General features: G+C 67.1%; 15 protein-coding genes and 1 riboswitch. Of the genes, 5 read left to right on the forward strand and 10 right to left on the reverse strand.

The window, feature by feature from the left end; all coding sequences use genetic code 11:
- Positions 1–40 precede the first annotated feature (40 nt).
- From KA383_08970 to KA383_08985, 4 genes are all read right to left on the reverse strand, one after another.
- On the reverse strand, positions 41–1,240 hold the full coding sequence (locus tag KA383_08970; GenBank protein MBP7746253.1) for a rhomboid family intramembrane serine protease: 1,200 nt from the start codon (positions 1,238–1,240) through the stop codon (positions 41–43).
- A 329-nt stretch (positions 1,241–1,569) separates the two neighbouring features.
- Positions 1,570–2,607 (reverse strand): DinB family protein, encoded by a 1,038-nt coding sequence (locus KA383_08975; GenBank protein ID MBP7746254.1) that lies wholly within the window; start codon positions 2,605–2,607, stop codon positions 1,570–1,572.
- Positions 2,608–2,652: 45 nt separating this feature from the next.
- Positions 2,653–2,798: riboswitch (TPP riboswitch) on the reverse strand.
- Positions 2,799–2,885: 87 nt separating this feature from the next.
- Complete coding sequence (gene elbB / locus KA383_08980; GenBank protein ID MBP7746255.1) at positions 2,886–3,542, reverse strand: isoprenoid biosynthesis glyoxalase ElbB; 657 nt, start codon at positions 3,540–3,542, stop codon at positions 2,886–2,888.
- A gap of 34 nt (positions 3,543–3,576) precedes the next feature.
- The gene (locus KA383_08985) at positions 3,577–5,757 is read right to left on the reverse strand and encodes a hypothetical protein (GenBank protein ID MBP7746256.1); all 2,181 of its coding nucleotides are present in this window, start codon (positions 5,755–5,757) and stop codon (positions 3,577–3,579) included.
- A 176-nt stretch (positions 5,758–5,933) separates the two neighbouring features.
- Here KA383_08985 and KA383_08990 point away from each other — a divergent pair, with 176 nt between their 5' ends.
- Together KA383_08990 and mqnC are read left to right on the forward strand one after the other, a co-directional pair.
- A complete protein-coding gene (locus tag KA383_08990; protein MBP7746257.1) occupies positions 5,934–6,752 on the forward strand; it encodes a menaquinone biosynthesis protein in 819 nt (272 codons plus the stop codon).
- 23 nt (positions 6,753–6,775) lie between these two features.
- The gene (mqnC, locus tag KA383_08995) at positions 6,776–7,918 is read left to right on the forward strand and encodes a dehypoxanthine futalosine cyclase (protein ID MBP7746258.1); all 1,143 of its coding nucleotides are present in this window, start codon (positions 6,776–6,778) and stop codon (positions 7,916–7,918) included.
- Positions 7,919–7,951: 33 nt separating this feature from the next.
- Here mqnC and KA383_09000 read toward each other — a convergent pair whose 3' ends face one another.
- Entirely contained in the window at positions 7,952–9,361 is a 1,410-nt protein-coding gene (locus KA383_09000; GenBank protein ID MBP7746259.1) for a DUF2029 domain-containing protein, read from the reverse strand.
- Positions 9,362–9,672: 311 nt separating this feature from the next.
- Between KA383_09000 and rocD the strand changes: the two genes are divergently transcribed.
- Positions 9,673–10,911, forward strand: coding sequence for an ornithine--oxo-acid transaminase (gene rocD, locus KA383_09005; protein MBP7746260.1), 1,239 nt, complete (start codon positions 9,673–9,675; stop codon positions 10,909–10,911).
- A gap of 48 nt (positions 10,912–10,959) precedes the next feature.
- A complete protein-coding gene (locus KA383_09010; protein ID MBP7746261.1) occupies positions 10,960–11,943 on the forward strand; it encodes a hypothetical protein in 984 nt (327 codons plus the stop codon).
- Between the two features lie 23 nt (positions 11,944–11,966).
- On the opposite strand, the gene KA383_09015 is transcribed toward KA383_09010, so the two are convergent.
- Complete coding sequence (locus KA383_09015; protein MBP7746262.1) at positions 11,967–13,214, reverse strand: hypothetical protein; 1,248 nt, start codon at positions 13,212–13,214, stop codon at positions 11,967–11,969.
- A 160-nt stretch (positions 13,215–13,374) separates the two neighbouring features.
- Between KA383_09015 and KA383_09020 the strand changes: the two genes are divergently transcribed.
- Positions 13,375–14,619, forward strand: coding sequence for a hypothetical protein (locus KA383_09020; protein ID MBP7746263.1), 1,245 nt, complete (start codon positions 13,375–13,377; stop codon positions 14,617–14,619).
- 101 nt (positions 14,620–14,720) lie between these two features.
- Here KA383_09020 and KA383_09025 read toward each other — a convergent pair whose 3' ends face one another.
- From KA383_09025 to KA383_09040, 4 genes are all read right to left on the reverse strand, one after another.
- Entirely contained in the window at positions 14,721–15,317 is a 597-nt protein-coding gene (locus tag KA383_09025; protein MBP7746264.1) for a hypothetical protein, read from the reverse strand.
- A 267-nt stretch (positions 15,318–15,584) separates the two neighbouring features.
- On the reverse strand, positions 15,585–16,508 hold the full coding sequence (locus tag KA383_09030) for an NAD(P)H-binding protein (protein MBP7746265.1): 924 nt from the start codon (positions 16,506–16,508) through the stop codon (positions 15,585–15,587).
- 386 nt (positions 16,509–16,894) lie between these two features.
- On the reverse strand, positions 16,895–18,307 hold the full coding sequence (gatD, locus tag KA383_09035) for a Glu-tRNA(Gln) amidotransferase subunit GatD (GenBank protein ID MBP7746266.1): 1,413 nt from the start codon (positions 18,305–18,307) through the stop codon (positions 16,895–16,897).
- 120 nt (positions 18,308–18,427) lie between these two features.
- Positions 18,428–18,982 carry a transposase gene (locus KA383_09040; GenBank protein MBP7746267.1) on the reverse strand — a complete coding sequence of 185 codons (555 nt, stop codon included), beginning with the start codon at positions 18,980–18,982 and terminating at the stop codon, positions 18,428–18,430.
- Positions 18,983–19,020: the final 38 nt, after the last annotated feature.

Genomic DNA, 19,020 nt, shown 5'->3' on the forward strand with positions numbered 1-19,020 from the left:
CTGGCGGGCGGCTTCAAGTTGAGTCATGTACTCCTCGCGATTACCACAGCGACCACCGGCGCTCATTCGGCTTGCCGATGAGCTTCCAGGCATGCCGGCCGAGCACGGCGGTCACAAGATCGCCCCCGCGAGCATTGACGAGACGCGTGAACAGCAGCAACAGGGCGATGGCCGCCCCGGCGAAGAACCCGCCGAGGTGTGCCCAATGCGCCACATCGTCCTGGACCCGCAGCGCGGTGAACACGATGTCGAACGCGATGTAAAACAGGACGACCCAGAACCCGCGGACGGCGAACAGCGACATGTTCAGCTTGAACATGAAGGCGAGTCCCCAGCGCCACCACGCCACCAGGTGAACCTTGTGGATCGGAAACAGGACCAGGTACATCCCTGCCAAGCCCATGATGGCGCCGGACGCGCCGAGCATCGATTGCGGCACGTCCGCGGGCAATGTCGCCAAATGCGCCACGGCCGCCACGACCGCAAGCAACGGGTAAAGCAGCAGCGTCAGAATGTTCCCGATCAACGCATTCACGCGGGTGCCCAGCACCAGCAGGAACAACATGTTGCTGGCCAGGTGCAGCCACCCGCCGTGCAGGAACGCGTGCGTGATCAACTGGTATGGGTGGTGCGACGGCATACGCATGTCCAGGTCGAGCTCGCCTTCAGCGACCGCTTCATCAATCTCGGCGTCGCTAAACCCGCGCGAGTGCAGAATACCGCGGACGTCAACCTGCCCATCACCATTCCACAGCATCAAGCTCAAATCGTCCGGGGTCGGCTCAGGGTCGTATTCCACGGCGAAAATGAACCAGACACTCAGAGCGATCGTCAGCGCCGCGATGGCGCGCGTCACCCAGGGCGCGCGAAGGCCGAACGCCTCGGACGCGACGGGATACACGCCAACGGGAATCAACCAACTCAGCCAGCGAATCGTGCCCTCTGCGTACGAGTATGCCTGGTCGACGGTGCCGTCGTCGGTGGTAATGAGCGCGCGGCCGGTCTTGACGTCGATGCCACATTCCACGCAGATCCGCGCACCCGGCAGCCGCTTGCCACAGCTCGGGCAGGTGCGCGACGCCCCCATGTATTCGTGCGGCGTGCCTTCCGACGGCGCGGCCGGTGCGACGGGAAGTACTCCCTCGCTGCCATCGGCCAAGGGCAACTGTGGAGTCGCGACGGTCTCGCCAGTGGCGAGCGCGTCAAACAAAGCGCCGGCATCGGCCTGCGGTGCGGCCACAGGAGCGGAGCCAACCGGGGCAGCGATCATGAGCGCGACGCCGCATTTGGGGCACTTCACGCGCCGCCCGGCCGAACGCACCGGCGCGTACAGGGATGCACCACACGCACAGCGCACTCGAATACGTGCGCTGGAATCCAGCGCGGGCGGCCGTGGCGGATGTTCCGCCGGCGTGCGCACGACGAGCACGGACCGGCATTTCGGACAATGCGTCTGCCGCCCAACCGCACTGGACGGCGCGCTGATCTTCGCGCCACAGGCGCAGTTCACACGAATGCGTTGTGGTTCTCCATCGGTCATGTCCCGTTCCCCGTGGTTCCCAATCGTCTTCAGTTCCGCATCGCACCGGCGGCGTGCGCCAGTTCGCGCAGCCGGGTTATGTAGTCCAGAGCCGGCACGACGCCGCCGACGTGGCGCAGCATGTTCGCCGCCTGCGCGCGGTGGTGTGTGCCGTGGCAGCAGAGCTGCAGCATCGTCACACCCAGCGGAAACGACATCGTCACGCCCGCACGCGGCGTCGCACTCATTGGCCGCTGCAGATCGGCATCCGTCGACTTCGCCAGCAGCTCGTTTCGCCGGGCGACGGTTTCGTCGAAACGGTGCGTGAGTTCCGCGATCGAGCTGCGCGCGTCCGCGCGCGGGAACAGCCGGCCGGCGCCCTGCGTCCAGTTGTCATACCACCACTGCTCCGCATCCCGGATGTGCACCAGCGTGGCCCGCAGCGACCCGGCGCCTATATCAAACGGACGATCGAGCTGCTCGTCGCTGAGCTGCGCGGCGGCGGCATGCACGGTCTGGCGCGCCCAGTCGGCATACGCGTAGTACGTCTGCAGCGTGCCGACATCCAGCGCCGGCGGCGGCGCGTCGCCCTGCTCCCGCTTCATGAACACATAATCCAAGCCCGGCTGCGGCGGCGGCACGCCCAGCTGCCGCAGCATGTTCATGGCCTGCGCGCGGTGGTGCAGGCCGTGGTTGCACACGTGCAACAGGATGTCGTCCAGCGCGTGCGTCCACGTGGCACCGCGAATGTCCGTGTAGGTGACCAGCCGTCGCAGGTCGTCCGCCCGCCAGCCGGTGAGTTCTTCGTTACGCGTGGTCGACAGCGCGACCCAGACTTTGCGCAGCTCCGCCAGTGCGGCGACTTCGTGCGCGTGAGGAAGCTCCGACTGATCCGCCCCGCGCCAGCGCGTCAGCCAGATGCGCTCGGCGCCGTAAAGGTGGCGCAGCGTCGCGCCCAGCGAGCCCGCACCCATCTCGAACGGCCGACCGAGTTGCCCGGCGGACAGACCCGCGGCGCACGCCAGGAGCTTGTCGCGCGCCCAGTCATTGTGCGCGAAAAGCTCGCGAAGCGCGGGCAGGCCGATCATGAGCACACCTCCGCGAAACGGGCTGTGAAGGAGTGGGCGAGTCCAATGTGCATGCTGTCGCTTCCCTTCGCAGCCGAAGACCGCCGCCGAGCACGCGGCGGCCGCTGGTCGCTGATCAGGTTCGGAGGGTCTCCAGGCCGATCGTGCCCGGATCTCATGTCCGTCGCGCCGGACCACCCCTAGCTACATTCATCAGTCTAGCCGAATGTCGGCGGCGCGACAACGCGGTACCCCCTCCCGGCCCTCTCCGGGGCAGCGGAGGGGTTCAGATCCCGCCTCTAGATCAACGCCAGAACCTTGTCCACGAGCTTGCGGATGCCTTCGTACACCGCCGCCGGGCCGGGGCCGAGCATGTACGCCGGCGTGGTCACGAGCTTATGGTCGGCGTCGACGGTGATCTCGGTGACCGGGCGGTTCTCGTGCTGGCAGCCGAGCGCGATAATCTGGCCCGCCACGCCCGGGTCATTGCCGATCGTCACTTTCGCGGATATGCCGCGCTGGCCGGCGATGCAGGCCAGCACCGCCGGCGCGATGCAGATCGCCCCGACCGGTTTGCGCTGCGCGAGGCAGTCGCCGACGAGCCGGGCAACGTCCGGATGCACCGTGCCCTGCGGGCCTTTTTCCGCCAGATTGCTGAGGTTCTTCACGGCGCCGAAGCCGCCCGGCAGGATGAGCGCATCCAGGTCGGCCGCCCGGACCGTCGCCAGATCGCGAATCTCGCCGCGGGCGATGCGCGCGGACTCCTGCAGCACGTTGCGTTTGCGCCCGGTCGGTTTCTGCGTCCGATGATCGACCTCGTCGAACTCGATGTTCGGCGCACAGCAGACGATCGTCGCCTGGTGCTGATCGAGCGCCAGCAGCGTCAGCACGGCCTCGTGAATCTCGGCGCCGTCGAAGACGCCACAGCCGGATAACAAAACTCCCACCTTGGGCATCAGTCGCTCCTTGCTGGATGTATACGGCGGTCAGTTACTCGCGGAACTCGGCGGACAGCTCGTCCTCGCGCTCCAGCCGCCGATAGGTCTCGCGCAACACCCGCTTGAACTCCTGCAGTTTCATCCACTCCACGTGGCCGTCGACGAAGAGCACGTTCGTGCCCTCATCGTCGAACACGCGCTCGTAGGCCAGCACGTTGCGCGGATCGCTCGCGGCGGTCTGCCCGGAAATGTACACGTATGACACGGCGTCCTCGTCGTCGTCCGGGTCACGCGGCGAGTGCAGCACCTTCGGCGTGACCAGGCCAGCCGCAATCAACGGCGCAGAGTCGTCCGGGAACTTGTCCTGGTTGTCATTCGCATAGATGTGACACGCCTGCCCGATCGCGCGCAAGTTGGACGCACTGACCGCCCGCTTCGCGACCTCCCGGGCCCGCGCGAGCGAGGGCAGCGCGATCGAGACGCCGAAGCTCGCAGCGCTCGCCGCCATCATCAGCGAACCACCATCGCCGCTGCTGGCGTACAGAATGCCGTCCACATCCACACTGGACGTGCTGACATTGTTCGTCACCTTCGCCACGGTCTCCGGCAGCGGCGGCAGCAAGGCGAAGTCGATCTCCACGCCGTGCGGGGCGAGCACGGACGCCCCCGCGATCAGCGCCAGCTTCGCCACCGGGTAGAACAGGCGCGTCAGGTACTGCACGTCGAAGTAGCCGATGCCCTGCGCATCCTTGGGCAGCCTGGCCCGCCCGGCTTGGAAGTCGGGATTGTCGAGCAGGCTTTCGCCGCGCGTCTTCGGGTCCACCTGCCGCAGCGCGGTCGCCACGGTCTGGGGGAACAACCCGAACACCCACCGGTTGTCGGCGAAACCCCACGCCGGCGCGACCGGTGACGGTACGCCGCCGATCAACAGGTAGTGGATGTCGTGCGCGCCGTGCTTCATCTGGCAGAGCTTGAGCGTGGCCTCGCCCTCGTGCGCCAGCGGCGTGGCGAACTGCACGACCCGCGCGAGCATGCCCTGCAGGGCCTCGGCGTCCTTCACGTCGGCGACCAGCACTGTGCCAGTCAGCAGGATGCCGCCGTGCGCGGGCGCGTCGAACAGCGCCCAGGTGTCGCCAAGCGCGGGCAGCAGGTCCTCCGTGATCGAGAACCCCAGCATCCGCGCCGACATCGCCAGCGGCCCGTCGAGCAGGCCGACCTTCTCCGGCGCGAGCTCCTCGAACACGCGTCGCACTTCCGCCCAGACGCCCACCAGGTCCAGGTTGTTGACCTCAGCCCAGTACACGTCTTTCGGGACAATCTTCAGATCATCATCCGTGAGCGGCTTCTGGTCCCAGAGCTTCAACAGCCCCCGCCGCGGCCCGTCCACGTGCGCGAACGCCATCATGTGCGGCCGGTCATCGTGGCGATCGGCGTGCAGATACTTGGAGCGCACGGAGGTCACGCCCAACTCGGTCAGCGCCTGATCAACGATCGGCGGTAGCTCGCCCATAATTTCGGTGGCAACCGCCTTCCCGCGCGTGACGATCCGCTGCACGTCGGCATAGAAGCAGAAGTACTGCTTCTCGACCCGCGCCTGCACCTTGTTGCGGTCAAACGTGAACTCAGGCGCCGCCGCCAGGTTTGCGGCCGAACTCTTCATGCAGTCCAGCACCTTGCCCGCGGCAGTGTCGCCCAGGGCAAGCAACAAATACGGCTCGTGCACGCCCCACATGAGGTACATTGGCGTATCACCCAGGCGCACGCGACTGAACGGCACGTCCCGCACGGTGTGCGGCTCAATCTGCGCCGCGTCGACCACGGCACCGATCAGCTTGCCTACCGAAGCGGCTACCGCCGCCACATCCGTCGTCTCGACGACCAGGGCGGCCTGGATGTCGGGCTGTTTGTCAACCAGCGTGACATCGAACAGTCCCAGCCCGACCGAGCCGGTCTGCAGCGGGGGCAGGAGTTCCAGGAAGTGCGGGAACCACGGCGGCGGCGCCTCCTGGCCACTTTGGCGGGCCACGAAGTCCAGCAGGCCATGCATGAATTGCTGTTGCACACGCAGCTCTGGCGCATCCTGCTCCATCAATTGCGACCAGCCGACGTACAGCGCGGTATCGGCGGGCATCACGCGGGCGATGTCACCAGCCCTGGCCGGCAACGCGAGCGCCAGCAGTGCAGCCACCGCGCAGAAGAACGTGATCGGATTGAGGCACCGCATGTTACGCATGGGCAAGCTCCTGTCTGAGGCCCGGCCGGCGCTCCGCCGGCGAGTACGCCCCCCCTCACCGGCGTTTCACCGCTTTTGAAACTTCCAAAACAACTGCCGCACAAATTGGGAACCCGATCCCGACAGGATTATACTCCAGTGGCGCGCGATGAAAACTGCGCCGGGAGGTAGCGACCGTGCTTCGGCTCGGTGTGGTGTCATTCCTGAATTCCCGGCCGCTGATTGCCGGCCTCGAGTCTGACGCGGACATCCAGCTCGTCCTGGACGTTCCCGCGGCCCTGCCGGGGCGCCTGGAGCGCGGCGAGGTGGACGTCAGCCTCATCCCCGTCCTCGATGTGCTGCGCGGTCACGGCCAGTACCGGGTCGTGTCCGACGCCTGCATCGGCTGCGACGGCGAGACGATGACCGTGCGTATCTTCTCGCAGGTCCCGCCGGACCGTATCCGCACGCTGTGGGTGGACACCGACTCGCACACGTCGGTGGCGCTGGCGCGGGTCTTGTGGCGTGAGCTGTACGTGCGCGACCTGGAGTCGCGGACCATCGACACGCGCCGCGAAGATCTCCGCGCATGCGAGGCCGTGCTGCTCATCGGCGATAAGGTCGTCAGTCCGCAGCGCGGCAGCTTCGCGTACGAGGTCGACCTCGGCGGGGCCTGGCGCCAGCACACCGGTCTGCCATTCGTCTTCGCGGTCTGGGCCATGCGAACGGCGATGCCCAACGGCGGCAACGTCGCCGCGCTGCTCGAGGCCGCCCGCGACCGGGGCGTCGCCCGCGCCGCGGAGATCGCCGACACGGAGGGTCCGTCCCACGGCTGGCCGGCCGAGCTGGCGCGCCGCTACCTGATGCGCTGCCTCAAGTTTCGCCTCGATGATCGCAGCCGCGCGGGCGTGGCGCGCTTCGCCCATTACTGCCTGGCCGCCGACATCGTGCCGCCGGACGCGCTGGACACGTGGATGGCACAGTGGACGCCGCGTCCGGTTCCGGTGACCCCGTGAGCGCGAAGTCGCCCGCGCCGGCGATGCCGTGCGTGGCGCGCCTCACCGACTCCGAGGCGCTCGACCTGTACAACGACGTCTCGATCCACGAGCTAGGCCGCCGGGCGTGGGCCCGCACCGTGGCGCTGCATCCCGAGCCCTACCGTACGTACGTCGTCGATCGCAACATCAACTACGCCAACGTCTGCACCGCCCGTTGCATCTTCTGCAACTTCTATCGCCAGCCCGGCGACGGCGAGGCGTACATCCTCAGCTATGAGCAGATTGGGCGCAAGATCGAGGAGCTGCTCGCGATCGGCGGCACGCAGATCCTGATGCAGGGCGGCCTGGTACCCGACGCTGATCACCCCAGCGGCCACGGCCTGCCGCTATCGTGGTATCTCGACCTGCTCCGCTTCATCAAGCAGCACTACCCGACCATCCACATCCACGCGTTCAGCCCGCCGGAAATCTGGGCGTTCCATCAGATTTTCGATCTGCCGCTGCGCGACGTGCTCCTGCGTCTGCGCGATGCCGGCCTGGACACGATCCCGGGCGGCGGCGGCGAGATCCTGGTCGATCGCGTCCGGCGGAAGATCGGTCAGGGCAAGACGATGACCGACGAGTGGCTGGCGGTCATGCGCGCCGCGCATCAGATCGGCATGCGGACGAGCTGCACGATGATGTTCGGCCACATTGAGACGGTGCCCGAGCGGATCGAGCACCTGCGCCGGCTGCGCGACTTACAGGACGAGACCGGCGGCTTCCTAGCGTTCATCCATTGGCCGTTCCAGCCGGAGGGCACGCCGCTGGGCCGTTGGAAACGCCCGCCGACGGATTACGACGGGCCGCCGGACGGAGCGCACCTGTTCCTCGCGGATGCGCACGAGTACCTGCGGATGCTGGCGCTGGCGCGGCTGTATCTCGACAACATCCCGAACATTCAGTCGAGCTGGGTGACGATGGGACCGAAGATCGGCCAGTTGGCGCTGTTCTTCGGCGCCAACGACATGGGGTCCGTGATGATGGAGGAGAATGTCGTTTCGGCCGCGGGCACGACGTTCCGGCTGAGCGAGGATGAGATTCGCCGGCTGATCAGCGACGCCGGTTGGACGCCACAACAGCGCGACCAGTACTACCGGCCGGTCAATTCGCCACGCTCGCGGACCCCGCTGCCGATCGTGTAGGGTGGGCACCGACCACCACCAGGCCGTCAGCCTTCAGCTCTCAGCCCGAAGCTTCTCGGGTTCGTGCGAAGCACGCCACGCTGTCGCCGTTGCGGCTGTGAGCAAGGCGAGCGCGGCGAGATGCACGCCGTACCAGCGCGGAATGGTCGCCCCAAGGCACGCCACGCCAATCAGCCAAGCGACGCACGCGGCCACCGCGAGCCAATGATCGGCCCATCGGGTGGGCACGGCCCATCCCGGCCCCTGACTCTCCCCCTGCCCCCTCCCTGGAAGGGAGGGGCGTTCACGTAGGGTGGGCATCGCCCACCACCACTGCCACACGACCACCAGCGCCGGAAACGCCCACGCCAGGTAGTAATGCCGCGTCATCGGCGACGGCCAGAACATCGCCAACAGCCACAGCGCTGCACACGGCGTCCAGCCCGCCGCTTCGTCGCCTCGCGTACGCCATGTGAACCATGCGAGCGCGGCGAAACCGAGCGCGAGCGGCGTGAACCACAGCCACCACACGACACCCGGTGGCCAATCGGCGATGTGAAACCGCGGCACCCAGTCAATGTCGACGCGCTTCTCAGCCCAGACGCCCTCACGCGGGGGCATCGGATCGAGCGTCAGAACCTCATCTGGCGCCAGGGCCGCGCGATAACGCTCAACAACGTCTGCCGGCGGATCGCCGTAGAGGATCACTTGTCGCTTGGTGTCCGGGATCGCGCGCAGCCAGCGGGTCAGCACGGCGGCCAGCGACGCGTTAGTCCCGTGGCGATGCACGCGCAGCAGCGGCTGCTCGATCATCACGCGGTTGGAGTGCCATCCCGCCCGGCGCATCCAGGCCTGATGCTCGGCAACGGCACCCTGCCAGCCGAAGAACGCGACGCTCGGCACGACATCAATAACGATCGCCGCGATGATCACGCCGACCAGCGCCCGCCAGCGCCGGCAAAGCAGCAGATACACGACAAGCACGCCGGGCACGGTCTTCACGAGCGCGGCAAGGCCGAGCACCACTCCGCCCGCCAGCTCGCGCCGCTGGTTCACCAGCGTCAATCCGCCGACGCACAGCACGAGCGTCCAGAGCGTGAGTTGGTTCGATTGCAGCGCATGCTGGAAGTTCGCGCAGACCAGCAGCACCGGCCAGATGAACCCACCCGTGTCCGGCGCTCGCCACCAATAGCGATAGACGATCCACACGCTCGCCGCGAGCGCCGCCAGGTTGGACAGCACATAGAGCACAAGCCCCACTGGCTCCGGCAGCCACGTCGTGAACGGCCAGAGCGCAAACGTCGCGGTCGGCAGGTAGCCGAACATGGCGGTGCCGGGCGCGGTGTGACCGTGCGCCCACACATACCGCGACTCGGTCTGCAGGTCACCCCAGTCGGGCTTGTGTTGCACGCCGCGGCGGACTGCGGCCACGACGCCGCTGAGGACAACGATTGCGACGACCACCCAGGCGACGCGCTGCCAGACGACCCGGCGGGGGGTGGCTCGGGATGGCTCGGGATCGGCCGTGATCGCACGCTCCTGTCGAGATTATCGGCCGGCGAACGCCCGGCCGTGGCCCAGTGTAGGAAGGGCGCGCAGCCGCGGGCAAGCCCCCGTCGGGTTGAACACCGCTACTGGCCGGGTATAGTGAAGCCGCAGGTCGGTCCGGGTCGTGCAGCTCCCCGGGCTGGCGGGGCGGGGCCTGGCGCGGTGGACGACCCCCCGGATGAGAGCGCGCAACGCAGCGTCGGCGAACGCCACGAAAGGAAAGCGCGATGACCACGACCACGACCAAAGCCCAGAACCGCACCGGCAAGCTGACCGGCGCCCAGCACATCGAGCTCGTCGAGCAGTATGCGGCCCACAACTACCACCCGCTGCCGGTGGTCGTCGCCAAGGCCGAAGGCGTGTGGGTCGAGGACGCCGACGGCAAGCGCTACATGGACATGCTCGCAGCCTACTCAGCGGTGAACTTTGGGCACTGCAACGCGGAGCTGATCGCGGCGGCGCGCGCGCAGCTCGACAGCGTGACGCTGACCTCGCGAGCGTTCCACAACGACCAGCTCGGCCCGTTCTGCCGGGAGCTGGCGGCCCTGTGCAAGATGGAAATGGTGCTGCCGATGAACACCGGCGCGGAGGGCGTCGAAACGGCGTTGAAGACCGCCCGCCGCTGGGGCTACCAGAAAAAGGGCGTGCCGGACGGCAAGGCCAAGATCATCTGCTGTGCCGAGAACTTCCACGGCCGGACGACGACCATCATCAGCTTCAGCACGGACCCGGACTGCCGGAAGGGCTTCGGACCATTCACGCCGGGATTTGAGACAATCCCATACGGCGACATCGAAGCACTGAAACGCGCGATCGACGACCACACGGTCGCGTTCCTGGTGGAGCCGATCCAGGGCGAGGCCGGCATCATCATTCCGCCGGACGGGTACTTGCGGCAGGTGCGCGAAGTCTGCAGCGCGAAGAAGGTGCTGTTCATCGCGGACGAGATTCAGTCCGGGCTGGGGCGGACCGGCGCGACGTTCGCGTGCGATCATGAAGGCGTGCAGCCCGACATGTACATCCTGGGCAAGGCGCTGGGCGGCGGCATCGTGCCGATTTCGGCGGTCGTCTCGAAGCGCGACATCCTTGGCGTGTTCACGCCCGGCAGTCACGGCAGCACGTTTGGCGGCAATCCGCTGGCCTGCGCGGTAGCCCGCAAGGTAATCGAAATCCTGGAGACGAATCGGTACCAGGAAAACGCCCGGCAGCTCGGCCAGTACCTGGCGGCGCAACTGCGGGCCATCCAGACGAACAAGGTCAAGGAATATCGCTGCCGCGGGCTGTGGGTCGGCGTGGAGTTCAAGAAGGAAGCCGGCGTGGCGCGGCAGTACTGCGAAGCCCTCATGCGCGAGGGCATGCTGTGCAAGGACACGCACGCCCAGACGATGCGGCTGGCCCCGCCACTGTGCATCACCAAGGACGAGCTCGACTGGGCGCTCGCGCGACTGCGGAAGGTGCTGGCGTAGCGCCAGGCGCGACGCCGGAGACAGATCACTTCGCCAGAGGAGAGCGTGATGGGACGGCGTAATCAGAAGCGCGCCCAGAAGAAGCGCGAGCAATCGCGCGCCCGCTCCGGCAGCCCGTATCGCTTGATTGGTGCGAGCGGTGACCTCATGGCGTGCTACATCAACCGCGGCTGGAAAGAAGACGGCAAGGCGTCGATCTACGTCGTCCGGCGCGTCCCGGGCGGCGGCTACGCACTGGGCGCGTATCTCGTCGATCTGTGGTGCATGGGGCTGAAGGAGGCCTGTGGCCGTCTTGACCTGGACTACGACGAATTCCTGGCCCAAACGCAGGGACCAGATGCACCGCTCGAGATCGAACGCATTGACCTGGACACGGTGCGGCGGCTCGTGGCCGGCGGCATCCGCTTCGCCGGGCAGAACGGGTTTCGTCTGCCGCCGCGCCTGGAGCGCTGGACGGCGCTGCTCGGTGGCGTGGGCGACCCGGCGACCGCGGACCTGAGTGGTTTTGGCTTGGAAGGAAAACTGCACTACGAGGGCAGCCTCGAAGATCTGCGCAAGCGGCTCATCGGCAGCAAGCCGGAGGAGTTTCTGGCCCGGCCGGATGTGGAATTCGTGCTCGACGATACGGATTTCACGTTGGTGGACGATGACGAACTGGTCCTGAACGAGACGATCGACGACGCGCAGGCAAAGTTGCTGGCCAGCGTCCGCCAGTGGTGCTTCGCCAACAAACTGCTTCCGCATCCGCGCCTCGCGGACGCGATCGACCTGACCATGGAATCGGCCTGGCAGCTCCAAGTCGGCTGGGGCGACGACGAGGACGCGGAGGTGGAACCTGAGGCGATCGACGCAAGCCGGCAACTGAACGACTTGCTGGCGATCGAGTCCGAGACGGATCGCGCGCAGTTGATCGCAGCGCTGGATCAGCTCCAGAAGTTCGCTGCGCAGTATGAGACGCCGCAGGCGATGTTTGCGGCGTGCGGCCTGGGTTACCTACCCGCCGAGCTGGACCACAACAGCGAGGAGGGTTGAGCACCCCGCCATGCACCACCCAGCTAGCCGCTCAGCAGCAATTCCAGGTAGCGCCGGAGTACGCGCAGGCCCAGGTAGTCGGGGTCCAGGATGAGCAGCACGCCGATGCTGAACCAGTGGAAGGTGAGCAGGCGCGCGCAGACGCTGCCAATGGCGTGCGCGACTGGATGGTGCGTATCTCCTGGCCGCGCACGTTTGACGCGACCGCGAATCCACGTGTAGAGCGCGAGCGTACCGCCGGTCCACAGCCCCCACGCCAGGCAGCGCGGTTGCAGGCCGTGCAGCAGACTGCAATAGACGAACACGAGGAGCACGTTGAGTGGCTGGTGGCGGCGATTGCCGCCGAGCGGGATGTACACGTAGTCGCGCAGCCAACCGGAGAACGTGATATTCCAGCGATGCCACAGTTCGCGCGGGTTGGGCGCCAGCAGCGGCCAGCGGAAGTTTTCGGTGCCGCGGACACCAAACGCGCGGCTGACGCCGAGCTGCACGCTCGCGAAGCCGCTTTCCAGCAAGTAGAGGATCACAGCCGGGGCGTGCATGAACACCAGCAGCGGCCCGAGCGTGAGCTGCTCCGGGTCGGCGAGCGCGGCCAGGGGTGCGTCCCGCAGCGCCGGCGGCATCGCGCTGTGCACGGCCCGCAAGACCGGCACGATGGCGAGCAGCGTGACCAATCCGACGACGACGCGCGCCAGCCCCGTGGCGATGTCGCGGACGGTCCAACCCTCACGCGCCGCGCGGAGCTTTGGCACGAAATCCTTGGCGCGCTCGATGGGACCGTGCAGGAATTGTGGAAAGAAGAATATGTGGGCGAGGTAGTCGCCCAGCGTCAGTTGCGACGTCGTGCCGCGCACGCGTTCGATGAAGTAGCTCAGTAGCCGCAGAAACGTCAACCCGATACCGCTGAAGAAGATGAATACGCCGGCCTGATCCGTGGCCCGCAAGCCATGCGCTGTGAACGCCGGCGGCAACGGCAAATAGAAGCAGCCGAAATACGCCAGATGCAGCAGCCCGACGCCGGCCACCAGTCCCGCCCGGCGGCCCGTGTGCAGCCGCGCGACAGACTCCGCCAGGAGGTAGCCGAGGACGATCGTCGCCGCGATCCCCGCCGTGAAGATCGGCCCGGCCACGACCAGCAGCGTTGCGAGGCCGGCGATGACAAAGAACCGCATGGCGTGCCGCGCCGGCAGCACGGCGAAGACCGGCAGCCACGCGAGAAAGAGCAGCGCGGGCAGCGCGGTCGTTCGAAACGGATCGAGCCAGGGGATCATGCCGTGCATCCACAGCCCGCGTTTCGCGCGAGCGGCGAGCAGCGTAGGCGGGCAGGCGGCGTTTGCCAAACGGAAGCCGGTAGGGTCGGCACCGCCCGCCGCTCAAGCCCTGAGGGAATGCACTTGTGATTCGTGGGCGCGATTGGATAGGATGGACAGCATGAGGGCGGAAAAACAAAACGCCACATCGCTCGTTTGTATTCTCATCGCACTGGCGCTCGCCTGGTCGAGTCGCGCGACTGAGCCACCGACGACGCAACCAGCCTCCAGCCCGGCGGTCGCGGAGGGGCCTGCCAGAGGAGAGATAGCACGCTGGCTGCGTAGCCCGCCGCCGGATGCACCACAACCGAAGCTCGAGTGCACGCGGCCGAAGATCGAGGGCTTGAGCACCGTCGCCGGTGACACGCTCGAATGGAGTTGGGAGATCGCGAACGCCGGGACGGCGGAGCTGCGACTGTGGCTCACGGCGCGGTGGGACGACGGGGCCGTGTTGCAGGGACCGCGCTGGCGGGTCATACCGCCGGGCGAACGCGCGACGATTGCCGTGTCGTACGCGGCGCCGCCAGAGCACTGCGGAACGCTGAACGTCTGGTGGAGCGCGTCGACGAACGATGCCGCCACGCGCGTCTTGGACCTGCGTGCGGTGGCGGAAGTGCGGCCACGCGGGTCGGTGGAGGAGCACGAGGCGACGTACGGCCCGTGCGGCGACGTGGAACGCTGGCTGGCACCGCCGCCCGACACGGCCCCGCAGCCGCGGCTCGTCTGCGCGCAGACCACAGCGGATCTCGGGGATGTCTGGCCGGGCACGGGGCTCAAGCCCGCGTGGACGTTTGAGAACGTCGGCGCGGCACCGCTGCGCATCCTGCTGCAGGTGGATTGCTGCACCGGGGTCAAGCCAGGCACGCTGATCATCGCGCCCGGGCAGCGCACGACGGCGGCGGCGTGTTTCGTGTGCCGACGGCCCGGCGAGATTTCGCGCAAGGCCAAGGCGCGGATCAACGACGCCACGCAGCCGGAGATCACGCTGGGCCTGAAGGCCGTACACCACGAGGCCCTGCGCATGGCCGCCGAGGGCCGGCCGAGCCGCGGCGTCAGCTTTGACAAAGTGCCGCGCGACGCGGGTCCGCAAACCAAGACCATGCTGCTGACGCGGGGGGACGGCGGACCGTTGTGCCCGCGCGTGCGCAAGATCACATCGGACGAGGAGTCGCGTACTCCGCCGCCAAACGTCACGGCCGAGCTGCGTGAACTCGAGCCCGGCCAGCGCTACGAGCTGGACGTCACCGTGAGCCCGCCGTGGCCCGAAGACAAACAGTGGGCACATGCCACGGTAGAACTCGAGACGGGCGTCCCCGAAGATCCAACAGCCAAAGTGTCGGTGGGAGTGGGGGGCGAGACCCCGTAGGCCCCGCGCGGCGGCGAACGTGGGAACGTGAGCATGTGGGAACGGCAGCGGGACGGCCGACTCGGGGGTCGGCCGCTACGCGTCGGCTACGGGGGCCGACGCTACTTCTGAGGCGGCGTCCGCCGCAGTACCGCGCGCTGGACTGTGTTCGGCACGCGAGCCTGCACGGCGGGCGTGTCGTTCTGGCCGCCGGTCGGCGTCGGTTCACCGGAGAAGGCCGTGATTTCGACCGTGATGCGTTCGTCCGGCGTGCCGCGGCCTTCGAGCCGTTCGACCGTGTGCAGCGTGGTGCCCTCGATCTCGAACGCGCCGTAAAACGCGTCGCCGAGGAGGACTTGCGGCAGGACGATCGAGTTGCCCTCATCCACCGCGTACTGGCCGTGGGCGGCGTCCTGCACGATCAGCACGTAGGGCCGCTCCTGTCGCTGCTCGCCTTCGCCGTAGACGATGGTCCAGGTGTAGCGGTCGGACTCGGCGAGCGGGGCGATGTGCAGCTCCATGTGAAACGGTCGCGGCGGACGGCCGGGGGCGAGCAGCTCCGCGGCGCCGGCCCAGTCGCCGACCCACGCGGCCGGCAGTGTCGCGGGCGCGGACGACGTGGCGGGGGCGGTGGTCGGCTGCGACGTGGCGGGCTGCAACGCGGCCGGTTGCGAAGTCGCGGGGCGATCCTGGGCGACGAGAAGCACGAGCAAGCCCATCAGCACTCCTCCCCCAACGAGAGGGAGTGCGGGGAGAGGGTACGGCGCCCAGCACTTCACCCCTCCCCCTCTCAGGGGGAGGGTAGGGAGAGGGTACGGCGCGCGGCGATTCGATCCTCCCCCCACCGCCACTTCGGATGTGCGGGGAGTAACTTCCTGCGTTCTCGGAGTGATGGGCACGCAGCGGCGAAGCAAGGTTGAGACCCTCACGATTCACACCTCCAGAAGTACAAGCCGTCCGCCTCACGCCGCGGCTGCCGCGTGAGCCTACCGCCGGAAATGCCGGCGCAGCTCGGATGCGTACGTGCGTCCCAGTCCGGCGGCATTGTCGGCGAGCCACGCACTCAAACGCGTCGGGCACGTCGGGGCCGACGCCGACACGAGCAGATTCGCCCTGAGGCCGGCCAGCTCGTCATGCGTTAGCAGGACGTCGCCGACCGCCCAGCCGACGACGCGCGCGACCGCGAGCGCGAGCCACGGCGGGACATGCACAGTGCGGGCGCGACTGCCGATCGTCCGCGCGATGAGCCGCACGAGCGCTTCGAAAGTGAACACTTCCGGTCCGACCGCGTCAAGCACGACGTTGTCGCTGCGTCCGCCGGCGTCCACCGCGAGGGCCGCGAGGTCCTCGACGTACACCGGCTGAAGTCGGTAATCGCCGCGGCCGGGAATTGCGAACACGGGGCTCGTGCGCAGCAGCCACGCGATGTTGTTGATCAGAATGTCCTCGCGGCCGAAGACGACCGTCGGGCGGATGATCGCGTGCGACAGGCGGCTCTGCTGGATAAAGTCCTCCAGCTCGGCCTTGCCGCGGAAATACGGCAACGACGAAGCGAGCGTCGGGTTCGTGATGCTGATATGTACGATCCGGCGAACGCCGGCGGCTTCGGCGGCGCGAACGAGCGTTTTCGTGTTCGCGATCGCCTGCGCGAAGGTCGTCGCGCCATGAGCGAAGCGGACCCAATACGTGTTGTAGAGCCTCGCCGCTCCGGCGAGTCGCGCCGTGAGTTCGTCCGGCCGGTCGAAGCCGAACGGCGCGACGCGCACGCGGGCGCCGAAGGGGTTGGGGCGTTCGGGATGGCCGGTGAGCGTCAGCACGTCGCGCCCGCGTTCAAGCAATTGCGCAGCGATGTACCGTCCGGTGTAGCCGAACGCCCCCGTGACCACGTCGAATTCGCACGACGCCGGCATGTTGCATCTCCGGTCGCAAGACCGATGTCATCATATATGCCAGAAGTTTTCGTTGCTTTTGAAAATTAAGAAAACACAGCCGATGCTGCCCCACCGGTCGTCTTTGTACCCGGTCCGCTGACTACCCAATCGGCGGTGCGCTGAAGGAACAGAACCTCGAGCACCAGCGAGCGGGTTTCCGCAGCGAGAGCCACCACGGCCAGAAAAGGGCCCTCGCTCGCGCTTCGGGCTCGGATGCGATGACGCTGGTTCCACACGGAGCGAAGCCGGAGCTTCGCTCTACCGGGCCGGGTTCGGGCATCGGTGCCGCGCCTCTGGCTGAATGCTGACCGCTGATCGCTGAGTGCTTCCAGTCCAGCTTAGAGCTTATGGCTGACGGCCTCCGCCTACCGCTTGATCGACCGCAGGAACTCCTGCACCTCCGGAATGCCACCCTGGTAGCAGAGGTACCCGTTGTACGGCTCGCGGTCCGTGATCTCGTCGCTCACCGGCGTCAGCATCAGGCGCTGCACCTCGGCGCGGTCGTCCGTCTGGCCGAGCACCCAGCAGAGCTTCATGTACGCCACCTCGGGCAGCATGTTGCTCGCCGGCACAATGCCCAGCGTCATCAGGTCGCGGCCGGTGTCGTAGACGTACATGCCGCAGTAGCCCCACAGCGTCTGCACGGTCATGTAGATGTGCACGCCGGCCTCGACCGCCCGCCGGATCGCCGGATAGAGCGGCTTGTTGATGTGGCCCAGGCCCGTGCCGGCGATGACGATTCCGCGATAGCCCTTTTCGATGATCGCGTCGACGAGGTCGGGCCGCATGTTCGGGTAGTAATAGAGGATCGTGACCTTCTCTTCGAAAGCCGTGTTGACTTTCACCTCGCGATCGGTCCGGCGACGCTTGTAGTCCTGGCGGAGCGGGATAATCTCGCGCGGCGAGATCATGGCGACGGGGATTTCGGAGAGCGTGCGGAAGGTCGAGCGATAGCTGCTGTGCATCTTGCGGACGCGCGTGCCGCGGTGCAGGAGGTTGTACTCGTCCGACGTGGGGCCGAACATGCAGACCAGCACCTCGGCGATATCGCCCTCGGCGGCGGCCTTCACGGCACATTGCAGATTGATCGCGGCGTCGGACGACGGCCGGTCGCTGGAGCGCTGGCTGCCGACCATGATGATCGGCACCGGCGTGTTCTGCACCATGAAGGTCAGGATGGCCGCGGTGTGGTGCATGGTGTCGGTGCCGTGGCCGATGACGACGCCGGCCGTGCCCGCGCGGATTTCCTCGCCGATGCGCTGGGCGAGCTTGATGTACTGCTCTGGCCCCATGTTCTCGCTGAAGACGCCGAAGAGCTTCTCGGTGCGCAGGTTGCAGATGTCGGCCAGCTCGGGGACCGAGCCGTAGAGCTCGCCGGGGCTGAACGCGGGGATGACCGCGCCGGTGCGGTAGTCGAGCCGGCTGGCGATGGTGCCGCCGGTGCCGAAGAGCATGACGTTGGGTTTCTTCGGGTCGTAGGGGAATTCCTTTTCGGGAATCTTGTAGTGGGCTTCGCGGCGGCCGTGCTCGACCATTTTGGTGATCGAGGCGGCGTGGATGCCGACGTTGTAGCCGCTGGCGAGCTTGAGCACGATGTGCTGGTCATCGGCGGTCTCGGAGCGCGGGAGGATCAGGCCGCGGAAGTTGCCGCGGGCGGACTCCAGCTCGACGTCGCTCCAGACGCCGACGTTGAAGCGTTCCAGGACGCTGCGGCCGAGGCCGCGATAGCCTTTGGTCTTGTCCGATGCGGGGGCAGCGGGTGTTGGTGCGGTGCTCATATCACGTGCATCCAGTACGTCTTTGTGCCACTGCTCCTGAGCAGTGCAGAACTCCATGTGTCCCACTGCTCTCGAACAGTGTAAGACTCACATTGTGGCACTGCTCTTGAGCAGTGAAGTTCACTCAATCGGGTCCATCCGAATCGGTACATCGTGACGTCCATCCCAGAAGCGGGCGCTCGACCACGGCCAATCGAGCGGGTGATCGACGAGCCCGCGCCGAACCGGGTTCTGATGGACGTAGTCAACGACAACCCGGAGCGGCTTGTCATGCCAGATGTTGTGGTCGAACCCGCCGCCAGCCTCCCAGAAGCGAAACACGGTGCGGGACGGGTAGCGCACGGTCAGTCGCCTGAGCCAGTCCGTCTGGTTCGTCTGTCGCAGCCACTCGTGGGCGGCCGTCGCCACCGAGTGCTTCAGGTTCGCCAGGACTCTGGCCATCGCGCAATCTGGCGGAGGCAGCAGCACCACGTGCACATGCTCCGGCATGATCACATACGCCCAGAGTTGCAGGTGCAGGTGCTGGCGCGCCGACTCCAGGGCCTGGACCACCCACTGCCGACTGCGATCACGGCTCAGCAGGGGCCAGCGATGCACGCACGAGTACGTCAAGAAGTGCGCGTGTCCGGGTTCATCCCAGGCTCGACGCGTCTTGCACGGCTTCGTCACGAACATCGGTCCACCAGAGCACTGCTCAAGAGCAGTGGCACACG

Source organism: Phycisphaerae bacterium (assembly GCA_017999985.1).
Classification (GTDB): Bacteria; Planctomycetota; Phycisphaerae; order UBA1845; family Fen-1342; genus JAGNKU01.